The sequence below is a fragment of the Pontibacter sp. E15-1 genome (assembly GCF_022601975.1).
In the GTDB taxonomy this organism is placed as follows: Bacteria; Bacteroidota; Bacteroidia; order Cytophagales; family Hymenobacteraceae; genus Pontibacter.
In genome coordinates this window covers 61527-75563 of record NZ_JAKVIR010000005.1, presented here as the reverse complement: position 1 = coordinate 75563, position 14037 = coordinate 61527, and the positions used below count along the sequence as shown (strand labels likewise).

Genomic DNA, 14037 nt, shown 5'->3' with positions numbered 1-14037 from the left:
AGCTTGTTATCGTATAGAGGGTATGGATACAGAACACTACCCTATAGACAATGCGCCTGAGTATGAGGATGCCAGGCCACGGACCAACCGTTTTGTGACGCTCCTGAAAAAGCCTGTTGTGTATGTCTCGCTGGTGCTGCTTTTGCTGTTGTTGGGTGTATACCTCTACAAGGAGTCGCAGTTGAAGGGCGTGCGGGAGCTGGCGGCCCAAGAGCAGGAGGCCGCGGTGGAGCGTGCCAACGAGCGGATCGCAGAAAACAGCCAGTATTTTCTGGAGGTATTGATGAAACCGTTTTCGTGGGCCTTGCGTTCTGCCCTGCTCACAGGCAATGTGGAACAGGTGGATCAGTATCTGTTTCAGTTTGTGCAGGAGAAGCGGTTCTCCCTGGTGCTGGTTGCGGATAAAGACGGCAACATTATCAGCTCCACAGACCAGAACTATACCGGGACAGCCTTTGCCGATCATTTCAAGCCGGCGTTTCTGAAGGCGGATGACACTATGGTGGACGATGCCAATCCGGAGCGGGTGGTGGTCGCTTCCCCGATCATGGGCTTGAATTCCCGGTTAGGCACGCTGCTGGCCATCTACCTACCGGATAATCCCGTGCAGCAGCAGGAGGCAGCGCCTGAAGCAGAAGCGAAATAGCAACAAAGCTCTCCCTTTGGCCTGCGGCCAAGGGGAGAGCTTTGCATTTTTAACAACGACCTGTGCCGCTAGGCAACCGGAATTTCGTCATGTGGCGAGGTCTCTTTACGGCGCTTGAAAAACTTCATCACAGCCGATCCGGCGGCGGCCACGGCAACCGCAATGATCTTCCAGAACTTTAACACGAGGGCGAAGAAGCCTACTTTGGCCAAAACCTTGCCTGCTACCAACCCTCCAATAGTCCAGGCGGCAACATCGTCCACGTCCGGGTCGAAATCGAAGTAGCTATGGCCGGTTTCAAACCCCACGCTGTTGGTCACGGTCGCGATGTTTTCCCGTACCTCCGGTAGGCTGTTCATCCCGGCGATGGCGTTCAGCACCAAAACGCCCTTTCTGCCCAGCACGCGCACATTGTAATTCAGGGTGTTCTCTTCCGCGCTGCCAAACTTTATCTCCTTGGCCCAGTGCAGAATTTTGTGCTCTTTGTCGTAATAGGGTTTTGAGGCCCAGCCCACCAGCGTGAGCGCCTCATACCCCTGGGCCGTGCGCTCGGAGTTTCCTTCCAGCGTCTCTTCCTGCATGGTTTCCAGCAGGTCAGCATAGTTGATGTCGTTGGCGTCGTCGTCTTTCACATACCCAATCTCATCAAACTCCACGTTAAACACCCAGCTGTTCGTGTCAAGCACTCCATACTGCTCGGGCACCAGCATGCCGAGGGTAGTGCCTGTTTTCGGGTTGCCCCACAGCTCCGTCAGCACGTATTCGGCCTGCTCGGCATCCAGAAACTTAAAGCCTTTGGGTACGTCAATTTTGGCCAGGCCGTCTTTCAGGCTGATCGTCCCGGTCTGGTACTGCAGGGAGTTCTCGATTTGCTGGATTTCCAGCTGCAGCGAGTCGGTTTGTTGGGCATAGGCAGCCACGCTGGCCCACACCAGAAAAAGGAGGGTATAAATTTGCTTCATAAAAATTGGAGAATAAGATGAGTATAGATTAACATCCAAATATAATAATATTCTCTAATCTGAAGTATAGCTTAAATAAAATTCTTCTGAATCAGTAATAGTGCACGGAGGTTTGGAAATCCCCGGTAGGTAGCTCTCGGACTGTAAGGTCCTGAAGAGGAGATTCTGGTGTTAGACAGGAAAGTATTAAGCGGTGCAAATTCAGACGCGGGCTGCAACTGAAGCATTCGTGTTATTTAGTATAGTCCTGATAAAAAGGGTTTAATACCATTCTCGAATGGATTTTGCGCTTTAAAGCATTTTCTGCAGTATTTACTATCTACTGTTACAAAATGCCCTCTTTTGTCCCCCTTGGGGGTAGGGGCCCTCTAAGAAGAAGGGGGTAGGGGGATGACACTCCCTACGGACATTCATATGTGTGGTATTTTAGAAGCTCTTTCTCATCAAGCAAGAGCAGAAATGGGTCTTCCGGCCGCCTTTCACCCCCCCGCCCCCTTCTTCGTCGAGGGCCCCTACCAGGGGGACTTTTACGAACTGCGCGACTCTCCTGCGTAACATCAAATTTAACTGTACAAAATCTATTTGATAGTGGGGTATAACTGCTCTTCATGAAAAGCAAGGTTATGCCTCAGTATTCAGGAAGTTCGTGATTTTGGAGTCTGTAAACACTGGCGCAGGCGTCCGCTTGTGTTTCCATGTGATATGCGGCAGGTTGTTGCATTGTGGGGCACATGCGGACGCCTGCGCCATAGATATGCGTATCGATCAATTGATATTGGTTTAATTTTGACGGAATGAAATTAATCCTTATCATTAGTAGGACTTTCGCAAAGCCTATACTACAGTAGCGTTGGTTTTGCGCACTTCCACTAAGAGCTATTTACAAGGCGTTTTTTCGAATTCATACCACCACGAGAGCAACAGGTTATTGAGCCCGGAGCACTTTTGCTGCACATAAGGTAGCATAGCCCTGGCTCTACCGCTCACATGTTACAGACAAGAATCAGTATTCACCTAAACCCATTAAAGATGCGTTATTTCCGTCCGTTGTTGCTGTATGTTCTGCTTGGGGTTCTGCTGCTGCCCAGCGCCGAGGCCCAACAAATCAAGAAACCCACAGGGCAGCTAACTGCCAACCAGGCCAAAACGGCTAACGGCGTGGTGGAAGGCACGCTGGAGGCAAGCGGCATCCGGGCGTTTAAGGGCGTTCCCTTCGCTGCGCCGCCCGTGGGGGAGATGCGCTGGCGCGAGCCACAACCGGTGAAGAACTGGCAGGGCGTGCGCAACACCAAACAGTTCGGGCCGCGGGCCATGCAACTGCAGGTGTTCGGCGACATGGGCTTCCGGTCGGATGGGATGAGCGAAGACTGCCTGTACCTCAACGTCTGGACACCGGCCAAAACCGGGAAAGAGCGGCTGCCCGTGCTGGTTTATTTCTACGGCGGCGGCTTTGTGGCGGGCGATGGCTCGGAGGCGCGGTATGACGGGGAGAGTATGGCAAAGCAGGGTATGGTGGCCATCACAGTGAACTACCGCCTGGGTGTGTTCGGCTTTTTTGCCCACCCCGAACTCACCCGCGAGTCGCCACACCACTCCTCGGGCAATTATGGCTACCTCGACCAGTCGGCAGCCCTGCACTGGGTAAAGCAGAACATCGCGGCCTTCGGTGGCGACCCTGCCAGGGTGACTATCGCGGGCGAGTCGGCGGGCTCTATCTCGGTGAGCGCCCAGATGGCCTCGCCGCTGTCCAGAGACCTGCTGGCCGGAGCCATCGGGGAGAGTGGCGCGCTGGTGAACTCGGGCCTCGACCCGATACCGCTGGCCGAGGCAGAGCCGAACGGCGTGGCGTTTGCCACCGCCATCGGGGCTAACTCACTGGCAGCGCTTCGGGCCATGCCTGCACAGCAACTATTGGAGGAGGCGGGCAAGCCGGGTGTTGGCCGCTTCATGCCCACCATAGATGGCTATTTTTTCCCTAAAACCCCAGCGGCCATCTTTGCGGCCGGAGAGCAGGCCAAGGTGCCCTTGCTGGCCGGGTGGAACTCCGAGGAAATGACCTATATGTTTTTGCTTGGCAGCGAGCAGCCCACGGTAGAAAACTACCAAAAGGTGGTTCGTACTTTATATGGGGAGCAGGCCGACGCCATCCTGAAAGCATACCCCGCCACCAACAACGCAGAGGTTATACAGGCTGCCACCGACCTGGCCGGTGACCGTTTCATTGCCTACAGCACCTGGAAATGGATAGACCTGCACAGCAAGACCGGTAATGCGCCCGTATACCGCTACCTCTACGCCCGGCCGCGCCCCCCCATGGTGCCCGAAATGGGCAACGCGGCCCCCGGGCTGGCAGGCGGCGTGGTGAAGGAGGAAGACACAAGTGCAGTGAAAATGCCTGTAGCCCGTGGCGCGGTGCATTCTGCGGAGATAGAATACGCCATGGGCAATCTGGCCTCCAACAAAACCTACGCCTGGACACCGGACGACTACAAGGTGTCGGAGGTGATGCAGGGCTACTTTGCCAACTTCATCAAAACAGGCAACCCCAACGGCAAGGCACTGCCCAACTGGCCCGCCGCCAACAAAGGCGACCAGGTGCAGGTGCTGCACATCGACGTGAATACAGTGGCCCGCCACGAGCAACACCGGGCCCGCTACGAACTGCTCGACAAACTGCGCACAAAGTAAGCAGCCGCTTTCGGGAGATGGATAGGGTATAAACAGGCAAGGGCTGGAACCTCGCGCTTGTGGTGGAAGCTATAGGTATAAATGGCACGAGTTACAAGCTCGCGCTAGCGAGGGCCAGAGAGGAGGCGGATAGAATTATTTTATCACCTCCTATAAGCTCTAAAAGCCTTGAAATTACTACGCTTTGATTTGCAACAAACCTCACCCTGATGATTAGTGACAATTTCGATTACGGGCGTTTCTTTGAATTATCGCCTGACCCCTTGTGCATTGCAGGATTTGATGGGTATTTCAAAAAAATTAACCCAGCCGTATCGAAGCTGCTGGGTTATACTATGGAGGAGCTATACGCCAGACCCATAGATAGCTTTGTTCACCCTGACGACAGGTCGCTCACATCTCAGGTGAGGGAAGAGCTGAAAAAAGCGAAACCGCTCAATCATTTCGAAAACAGGTATGTAACAAAGAGTGGGGAGATTATTTGGCTTTCGTGGACTTCCCTGCCCGTGGATAGTGACCGCCTCGTATTTGCCATCGCCAAAGACGTGACGCACAAAATAAGGCTGGAGGAAGAAAGAAATCTGTTGCTTGCCAACCTTACCAAGTTAAACCAGGAGCTGAAACAGTTAAACTATACCACGTCGCACGACTTAAGATCGCCGGTGAACAATTTGTTGTCTTTGTTCAAGCTTATAGATGTCTCAAAAATAGCCGATCAGAAAACAATCCAACTGATAAACTTCCTCAAGCAAACAGGCAACAAGCTCACCCAAACCCTCGACAACTACGTGGACCTGTTAACTGAAAAACACAGCTTAAACGCAACTGTGGAGGAAGTAGACCTAAACGATAGCCTGAATAAAGTGCTGGCCTCCATCAGTTCCTTAATTAAAACCTCAAAAGCCAGCATCCACACCGACTTCTCTAAAACGGGCAGCATCAAATTTAACAAAGCATACATGGAGAGCGTTTTTTTGAATCTGATTACAAACGCTATTAAATACGCACGGCCGGATAGCCTGCCTGAGATATCCATTTGCTCTGAGAAGGGGGATGGGGTAAGCCATTTGATTATTTCAGACAATGGCCAGGGGTTTGATTTGGAGAAAGTCGAAGGCAGAGTTTTTGGGCTGCATCAAAAATTTCATGATTACTCTGACAGTAAAGGCGTCGGGCTATACCTGGTCCATACCCACATCACGAGCTTTGGAGGGAAAGTGAACTTAGAAAGCAAATTGAACGAAGGGTCAAAGTTTATCCTCTCGTTCCCGGATTGATAAATCGGGGTGTTTTAGTTGCTGTTATGTTGTAGCTAAAGCTGGCGTGAGCGGGTTAAACAAACTACACTCAGTGAAAAGTCGCTTTGAAAGAGGGAGGGGGGATGACAATCGTACATGAAAAGTATACCTATTCAGCAACACCTATGAAACAAAACATCGCCTACAACCAAAACCTTAAACCACTAGCCAGAAACCTACGCACTGACTCCACCAAAGCTGAGGTTCGGTTATGGTGCGAGCTGTTGAGCAAGGGCAAAACCGGCTATTCGTTCCTGCGCCAGCGCCCCATTGCCAACTACATCGCTGATTTTATGTGCAAAGAACTGAAGCTGATCATTGAGGTGGATGGCTACTCGCACAACTTTAAAACCGAAGAAGACATAAAGCGTGATAAAGACCTGGCCGAATTAGGCTTCACCACGCTTCGGTTTACAGATGACGAAGTCATGAAAGACCTACCGAACGTGGAAAGAGCTATTCAGGGATTTATCAATCGTTTTCAGGCGAGGCAATGATGGCCTTAATTCAGCAAGCAACCGCGCAGCACACGATTATCATCCCCCTACCCCCTTCGTCATCGAGGGCCCCTACCCCCAAGGGGGACTTTTTTCTGCTATCCTGGATTTATACTTTGAGCATTATTGAAATCAAGAATTGCAAGAATAAATGTAGTCATAATGTACTCATAATGTACTCATAATGTACTCGTGCTGAGCGTCCCCCTTTGAAGGGGGTAGGGGGATGATTTACATTTGCTAACAAATCACACCATAGAATTGCTCTTATGATTTTAGGTTGCTAGTGCTACGCTAGTACTAAAACTCGGGCTGGAGTTGATACCATTAGCAAATGGATTTTGTGTATTGAAGTATTTTCGTGCAGTGTTTACTGCATTCTATTACGCAATGCCCCCTTTGGGGTAGTGGCCCTTGATGATGAAGGGGGTCAGGGGATGACATTCCCTGCGGACAGTCATATGTGTGGTATTTTAGAAGCTGTTTCTCATCAAGCAAGAGCAGAAATGGGTCTTCCAGCCGCCTCTCATCCCCCTACCCCCTTCTTCTTAGAGGGCCCCTACCCCCTTCAAAGGGGGACTTCCTTTTACGAACTGCGCGGCACTATTGCGTAACGTCAGATTTGACTGGGCTGAATCTATTTGATAACGGTATTAGAAAGCAAGGTTATGCCGCAGAATTCAGGAAGTTGGTGATTTTGGAGTCTGTAAATACTGGCGCCACCAGAGAACTTCAGTATAAACTTTTCCTATAAACATTAAATTTATACTTATTTTTCCTGAATCATACCTGTTTTTCTTATCTTTACTATAATCGATTTTCATGGGAGCAGATGGATAGTACTCGAATTTCACAGGAAATACAGGTTTTTCAGGGGCGGCAGGCGCCGGAGGAGGGGACGCTGGTAGGGTATGGGGCGTTAATCGCACAGTATGCCTTGCATGTTCCTGTGCCGCAGCGTCTTGCCCTGATCAGCAAAAAGAACAGGAAGTATACCGTAGCGGGCTGGCTCGTTTTCGGGCCAAGGTATACCCCAGCCGAAACCTTGGCGGGCCACCTTACCTTCGCGCTGAAGTATGAGGGCGTCAACCTGCTGTTCTTCAAAAAGCTCTTCGAAACGCTGCCGCAACAGCAACTGGTGGAGATGGTGCAGGCGGAGTATACGGGGCAGTATATGCGCCGGGTGTGGTTTCTGTACGAGTGGTTACTGGAAAAGCAGCTTCCTATACCGGATCTCTCCGTGGCAAACTTTGTTCCGCTGCTGGATGAAAAGCTGCAGTATGCCCTCCCGCAGGCAGTCAACTCGCCCCGCCACCGCATCCGAAACAACCTGCCCGGCACTACCGCCTTTTGCCCGCTCATCCACAAAACGGAGAAGCTGGAAAACTACATTGCCCAAAAACTCGATGCGCAAACCAGCACGGTGTTGCGCGGGGTGCACAAAGATATCCTGCTGCGTACCTCGGCGTTCCTGTTGCTGAAAGACTCCAGAGCGTCATTTACCATAGAGGGAGAGAACCCCACGCAAAGCAGGGCATCCCGGTGGGGCAGGGCCATAGGCCAGGCAGGGGCAAAGCCCTTGAGCCAAGAAGAGCTGCTGCGCCTGCAACAGATCGTGATTGAAAACAGCCGGTTCGTGGCCATGGGCTACCGCACTGAAGGAGGCTTTGTGGGGGAGCACGACAGGGGCACAGGCGAACCGATACCCGATCATATCTCGGCGCGGTGGCAGGATGTTGAACCTTTGATGCATGGCTTGTTACAGGCTGCCAGCCAGATGCAGGCGCAGCATTTCCACCCGGTGCTTACGGCAGTAAAAATAGCGTTTGGCTTTGTGTTCATACACCCTTTTGTAGACGGCAACGGCAGGCTGCACCGCTACCTGATACACCACTTGCTGGCCGCCATGCGTTTCACCCCGCAGGGCATCATCTTTCCGGTGTCGGCGGCGATACTGGAACACCTAAACGACTACAGAAGCGTGTTGGAAAGCTACTCGCATTCTTTGCTGGATTTTATAGAATGGCGTAAAACGGCTGACCATAATGTAGCGGTGCTGAACGAAACAATAGATTATTACCGCTATTTCGACGCCACGCCGCAGGCTGAGTTTTTGTTCGACTGCGTGGCGTATACCTTGCACAAGATCATACCGGAAGAAGTGGCCTATCTGCAGCAGTATGATCGGATGAAAACGTGGCTGGACGACACGTTTCAGATGCCTGACAAAATGGTGGCGCTGCTGATCAAATTTTTGGAGCAAGCAGGCGGCAAGTTATCCAAGCGGGCAAAAGAGAAGGCGTTTGCTGCCTTAACTGACGACGAAGTGAAGGAGATTGAGACTCACTTTGCGCTTTACTTTGACATATAATCCGCACCATCGTCTGGACTGCCTCGGTATGGCGGTTAGTAAGCTAAGTACTCCTCCTATGTAAATACAGCTATCCAGTATACCACCGCAACACTGACAAAGTACAAGCCCTTTCGTGTGATGAGATTTATACTTCCGGCGCAGCTATACACTTAGGGCAACTGTGTCTGGGTTTTTGGCATAGAGTAGTACGCTAGAAGTAGTTCTGTTCTAGTGCTAGTGCCAGTGCTAATGCTAGCTTGTAGCTCGTACTGTTTTTTATGATGGTATAGCTGCGTGGAAATGAAAAGGTACGAGTTACAAACTCGCGCTAGCGGGGGTATAGACTAAAATATTTAGATAACGTAACTAATTAATTGATATATAGTTCAATATGTTTTAATTATAGTTATAATGATTAAAGTTTTTTGATATTAAGTTTAATAGTGTAGATTGCTATCAATTATGACAGAGGTAGCTAAAAAAGTATTGGGGTTTGAATATGTAATTTACCATTTAACAAAATGGTATAAAGAAGCTTTTGATTCTGACTTTTTAAACAATGATCTAAGTAAACTAAAAGTTATAAAACTTCATTTTTTCGTTTCTGCTGTCGGAGCCAATTCTGAAGATGATTTATTGGGATACTTCGATAATTTTTATGCTATGCCTTATGGGCATGTAGAAAGTCAGGTATATGATAACTTGGATCAAATGCAAGCTTATATACTAACAGCGAGAAATCTACAACTAAAGGATTCAATTGATTTAGATAATTATTGGGAGGCATTGGATAAATCAATTAAGGGCAAAATAGATAAGTCCATAGAATCTCTGAAAAGATATAATCCTAACCTGATAAAATATACAGCTATGGATTTAGTTGAACTAAGCCACAGTTGGTATTCTTGGAGAGCTATGTATAAACTTGCTTTAAGTTTTAAGAGACAAAGTTTTGCGATACCTCCTGAGGTTATTCGCAATGAAGCGAAAACATTTCATTTAAGCTCAGTTGAATCTTTATATGCAGTATATTGATAGTTGTATAGCTTCAATAAATTCGGCTTTCCCAGACTCTTTTTTTTCTGCAGCTACAATCACTACAGGTCTACCCGATGAAGAACAGGAAGAACAGTTTATACAGGAACTTAAACTAGAAATAGATTTATTAGCAACAAATATCTTTGGGGCGCTTCATTATACATTACTTTCTGGTAACTATATAGAATTTTCTCAGGCCAAACTCAAATTAACAGAGTTACAAAGAGCTGCTGGAAATATAGGTGCTGTAATAGAACAAGGACTAAAATCCGTTTCAAGTGAAGCAGGTGTTAATTTTTATAATAGCCGTTTAAGTTCATCACTTTCTTATTCATTTAATGGTGTTATCAATGATGCTATTTCTTTATTTAGGCATTTCATCCATCAAATAGAAAGTGAACTTGAAAAACCAGAATTAACAACTCTTTTTAGAACTAACCACTTAGATGAGAAAACTGAAGATGTTTTAGTCCAGGTTATACTTGCTATATCTGGAATAGAATTTGAGACAAGAAATCATTATAACTTATTGAAGTATAATCTAAAAATAGCGTCATTAGATCATAAATTATTAGTTGCTAAAGAACCCTTAAATGAATTACTGCAAGTAAAGGAGAAACTAGGTAGTCAAGGAGTAGATGATCCGGCATATTTAGTATTATTAAGAGATAAATGTGATTTTTTGCTCTATAAAATTTTGAAACGCCTTGAGGAAGATGAGCAGAGTTATATTTATACTCATGAGCTTCAAGATAAGGAAGTAAAAAAAGAAGATTTGAGTATATCACATTATAAAGAATTTAAAGATTTAACTGATTCTCACTATCAGGAAAATTTGAAGCCAAATTCAGCTCAAAAACTAAGATACAAAAAATACGAGCCAAAGCTTAAGAATGGTACTTTGACAGAATTCGGAGAATACCATACATTGATAAAATTCAAAAAAGACTTCCATCCAAGTATTGAAAAATTAGAAAATCTTACATATAAATTTAATGATTTAATTGACTTAACTATTGCAGATACATCTTCAACAGATTTATTTGATAAGCGTGCCTCGTTTATTTCTCAAAACTATGCCTATAACAATTGTTTCTCTTTATGTCTACAGAAATGTGATAATCTGAAAATAAAATCAAAGCTGGAGGCAGTCAATGAGTTGCAAGATACTACTGAAGTGCATAACTATTTCCCTTACTTTTATTATTCGAGATTTCTAGAAAACAAGATAAAAGAGAAGCTTTCAAATGCCCAATCTAGTGAAGATTTAAAAGATATTAATGATGATTTTTCAGAATTAGATTTAGTGTTGAAAAAATGTTTTGAAAACTTTGAATGGTGTCGGGATCGTGCTTTTTTAGCATATCAGCTACCATTCAAAGAATGTAAAAAAACGGTAGATATTAATAATCAGAATTATGAGATATTCCTCTCTTCATCATTCATCTTGCCTCTTAATTACAATAAAATAAAAATTGAAAGAGACGCATTATCTCGCGAATATTCACGTCTACAAACCTTACATGAAGTAAAGCTTGAAATTGTTGCAGAGAAGAAAGAAATAAAAAAACAATCGCAAGATTTGCAACATTTCATTAATAGCCATGACAGAAAGCAAGTTGAAATACTTAGTATTTTTGCAGCGTTAGTTTTCTTCACTGCTGGTAGTATCAAAGTCTTCGAAAAAGCTGTTCTGTTTTCTGAAGTTGTATTATTTATGTTAGCGACAGCCTATTCGTTAGGGTTATTTGTTATCCTAATATGGTTAATTACTAGAAACTATTCTGTAAAAAATCATTGGCTACATTGGTTCTTTGTTAGTGCTTATATATTAATTACAGTATTTCTAATTAGTTATTTAATACATCTGCCTTGGGTTCATAATGTTATAACATGGGTAGGGTTTGAATTTTATAAATATTGACAACCTTTTTATTCTCTAGTAATCTTTAATTACAGTATGTTTAGTAGCTGAGAATAGTTGTTTAAATAACGTATAATAATTCTCCCCTTGCCCTTCAACCCATTAACCATAGACCTTCCCGTTCGGGAAATCATACCTGCCGTTAGGGAGCACCTGGCGGCACAGAACACGCTGATCGTCAACGCCCCTCCCGGAGCTGGTAAGAGCACTTTGCTGCCGCTGGCTATCCTGGACGAGGCCTGGCTTTCGGGCCAGAAGATCATCATGCTGGAGCCCCGGCGTTTGGCGGCCAAAACCATTGCCGAGCGCCTGGCACAATTGCTGGGCGAGGAGGTAGGCCAGACCGTGGGGTACCGCATCCGTTTCGAGACGCGCATTTCGGAGCAAACCCGCATCGAGGTCATCACCGAAGGCATCCTTACCCGCATGATCCACAGCGACAGGGCGCTGACGGGCGTGGGCATCGTGATCTTCGACGAGTTTCATGAGCGCAGCATCCATGCCGATGTAGCCATGGCCCTGAGCCGGGAGGCGCAGCACACGCTTCGCCCGGACCTGCGCATCCTGGTGATGTCGGCCACCCTGGACATGCCCCAACTCACGAGCCTGCTCAAGGCCCCGGTGGCGCAAAGCATGGGGCGGCAGTACCCCATCGACACAATTTATACCGGCGAGGCCGACGACCGCATGCTGCCCGAAATGACGGCCCGCGTGGTGCAACAGGCCGCGAAGGAGCGGGAAGGGGATATCCTCGTGTTCCTGCCCGGCGAAAACGACATCCGGAAAGTGGAGATGCTGCTGCGCAAACAGCTGCGCGGTTTCCAGATCCATCCGCTGTTCGGCATGCTGCCCTTCGGCAAGCAGTACGCCGCCATCATGCCCGACCGCAACGGCAGGCGCAAAGTGGTGCTGGCCACCAGCATCGCCGAAACCAGCCTGACTATAGAAGGCGTTTCGGTGGTGGTGGATACGGGCTTCGGCAAAACCTCCCGCTTCGATCCAAAGTCGGGTTTGTCGCGCCTCGAAACGGTGCGCATCTCCAAAGACGCCGCCGACCAGCGAGCCGGTCGCGCTGGCCGCCTGGGCCCCGGCACCGCCTACCGCATGTGGAGCAAAACCACGCAGGAGCGCATGGCCCCGCACCGCACCCCCGAAATTCTGGAAGCCGACCTGGCCTCGCTGGTGCTGGACATGGCGCAGTGGGGCATTATGGATATCCGAAGCCTGACCTGGCTAAACCCGCCGCCGCGCGCTGCCTTGCAGTATGCCACCGAAATGCTGCACCAGCTACAGGCGCTGGAGAACGGCCGCATCACAGCGCATGGCCAGAAAATGCACGCGCTGCCCTGCCACCCGCGCATCGCCCACATGCTGCTCAAAGCCGAGGAAAGCAACCAGACCGCTTTGGCCTCCGACATTGCCGCCATCCTGGAAGAGCGCGACCCGCTGGACCGAAACGCCGGCATCGACATTAACCTGAGGATAGAGGCCCTGCGGAGGTATAGGAAAGAGCAGGGGCAGGGCAAGCGCTTCGGCAAGATCGAGAAGGTAGCCCGCTCATACCGTTTGCTGTTCAGCATTGCGGCGGATAACGGCACGTTTGACGAATATGAAACTGGCGTGCTACTGACGCATTGCTACCCCGAGCGCATCGCCTATGCCCGCCCAGGCAACAACGCGCAGTTCCAGCTGGCCAACGGCAAGTATGCCTCTGCTGGCCATCGGGATGATCTGGCGCACGAGCCCTGGCTGGCCATCGCGCACCTGCATGCCGGCGGAGAGGATAATCCCGGCCGTATTTTCCTGGCCTCGCCGCTCAACCCCCGCGACCTGGCTCCGCTCGTAAAACAGCAGGAGAGCTACACCTGGGATGTGAACGACGGAGAACTAACCGCCTCACTGGATACCCGCATCGGCAGCATCGTGCTGCAAAGCAAACCGCTGCCTGCCCCCGACGAGAAGCACCGCGTACCGGCCATCTCCGAAGCCATCAAACACGAAGGAGAGCACCTGCTGGATTTCAATGAGGAAGTGACCCAATGGCAAAACCGCGTGCTCAGCCTCCGCAAGTGGCGACCTCAGGAAGCGTGGCCGGATGTGAGCACGCCCACACTGCTCATGACCAACGCAAATTGGCTGAAACCCCTCCTCTTTGCCATCGAACACCCCGACGACCTGATGCAGCTGGAACTGCTCCCGATCCTGGGGAAGTTTCTGGATGCTGAGAAGCTGGCCCGGATAGAGGTGCTGGCCCCGCTAGGTATAAACCTGCCCGATGGAGCCCCAATGGAACTGGAGTACCAGCCAAACGGCCTCCCGCCAAAGCTGGAAATCAGGTTGCAGGATATACTGGGCTGGGAGCAACACCCGCACGTGGATGGCGGTGACATGACCGTGGAGCTGCATCTGCTCACCCCTGATCTGAAGCCAATCACGACTGTATCAGACATAAGCACTTTCTGGAACGGAAATTACCGCGTGATCAAGCGACAGTTGGAGGTGGTGTTCCCGGGTATAAACTGGGAGCGGTAGGATAAAAACACGGAAACGTAGATTCGGTAACTTTATAACTTTCAATTTATTATTGACTTTACGCAGGAGAGTCGCACAGTTCGAGAAGTCCCCCTTGGG

At 48.9% G+C, this 14037-nt stretch carries 9 protein-coding genes; 8 read left to right on the top strand and 1 reads right to left on the bottom strand.

What is annotated here, in order from left to right; translation table 11 throughout:
- Positions 1-22: 22 nt before the first annotated feature.
- Complete coding sequence (locus tag MKJ04_RS04825; protein ID WP_241639820.1) at positions 23-646, top strand: hypothetical protein; 624 nt, start codon at positions 23-25, stop codon at positions 644-646.
- A gap of 68 nt (positions 647-714) precedes the next feature.
- On the opposite strand, the gene MKJ04_RS04820 is transcribed toward MKJ04_RS04825, so the two are convergent.
- Complete coding sequence (locus MKJ04_RS04820) at positions 715-1608, bottom strand: DUF2167 domain-containing protein (RefSeq protein ID WP_241639819.1); 894 nt, start codon at positions 1606-1608, stop codon at positions 715-717.
- Between the two features lie 1029 nt (positions 1609-2637).
- Here MKJ04_RS04820 and MKJ04_RS04815 point away from each other — a divergent pair.
- The 7 genes from MKJ04_RS04815 (at position 2638) to hrpB (ending at position 13938) form a co-directional block, all read left to right on the top strand.
- A complete protein-coding gene (locus MKJ04_RS04815; protein WP_241639818.1) occupies positions 2638-4296 on the top strand; it encodes a carboxylesterase/lipase family protein in 1659 nt (552 codons plus the stop codon).
- Between the two features lie 209 nt (positions 4297-4505).
- Complete coding sequence (locus MKJ04_RS04810) at positions 4506-5573, top strand: sensor histidine kinase (RefSeq protein ID WP_241639816.1); 1068 nt, start codon at positions 4506-4508, stop codon at positions 5571-5573.
- Between the two features lie 146 nt (positions 5574-5719).
- Entirely contained in the window at positions 5720-6091 is a 372-nt protein-coding gene (locus tag MKJ04_RS04805) for an endonuclease domain-containing protein (protein WP_241639815.1), read from the top strand.
- Positions 6092-6923: 832 nt separating this feature from the next.
- A complete protein-coding gene (locus tag MKJ04_RS04800) occupies positions 6924-8462 on the top strand; it encodes a Fic family protein (RefSeq protein WP_241639814.1) in 1539 nt (512 codons plus the stop codon).
- Between the two features lie 444 nt (positions 8463-8906).
- Entirely contained in the window at positions 8907-9479 is a 573-nt protein-coding gene (locus tag MKJ04_RS04795; protein ID WP_241639813.1) for a SocA family protein, read from the top strand.
- Positions 9466-11406 carry a hypothetical protein gene (locus MKJ04_RS04790; RefSeq protein WP_241639812.1) on the top strand — a complete coding sequence of 647 codons (1941 nt, stop codon included), beginning with the start codon at positions 9466-9468 and terminating at the stop codon, positions 11404-11406. The genes MKJ04_RS04795 and MKJ04_RS04790 overlap by 14 nt, the downstream gene beginning before the upstream one ends.
- Before the next feature lie 87 nt (positions 11407-11493).
- On the top strand, positions 11494-13938 hold the full coding sequence (gene hrpB / locus MKJ04_RS04785; protein WP_241639811.1) for an ATP-dependent helicase HrpB: 2445 nt from the start codon (positions 11494-11496) through the stop codon (positions 13936-13938).
- Positions 13939-14037 lie beyond the last annotated feature (99 nt).

Excerpts from the sequence above, each read along its gene's own strand:
- MKJ04_RS04825 (WP_241639820.1), top strand. The coding sequence starts at position 23 with ATGGATACAGAACACTACCCTATAGACAATGCGCCTGAGTATGAGGAT.
- MKJ04_RS04820 (WP_241639819.1), bottom strand. The coding sequence starts at position 1,608 with ATGAAGCAAATTTATACCCTCCTTTTTCTGGTGTGGGCCAGCGTGGCT.
- MKJ04_RS04815 (WP_241639818.1), top strand. The coding sequence starts at position 2,638 with ATGCGTTATTTCCGTCCGTTGTTGCTGTATGTTCTGCTTGGGGTTCTG.
- MKJ04_RS04810 (WP_241639816.1), top strand. The coding sequence starts at position 4,506 with ATGATTAGTGACAATTTCGATTACGGGCGTTTCTTTGAATTATCGCCT.
- MKJ04_RS04805 (WP_241639815.1), top strand. The coding sequence starts at position 5,720 with ATGAAACAAAACATCGCCTACAACCAAAACCTTAAACCACTAGCCAGA.
- MKJ04_RS04800 (WP_241639814.1), top strand. The coding sequence starts at position 6,924 with ATGGATAGTACTCGAATTTCACAGGAAATACAGGTTTTTCAGGGGCGG.
- MKJ04_RS04795 (WP_241639813.1), top strand. The coding sequence starts at position 8,907 with ATGACAGAGGTAGCTAAAAAAGTATTGGGGTTTGAATATGTAATTTAC.
- MKJ04_RS04790 (WP_241639812.1), top strand. The coding sequence starts at position 9,466 with ATGCAGTATATTGATAGTTGTATAGCTTCAATAAATTCGGCTTTCCCA.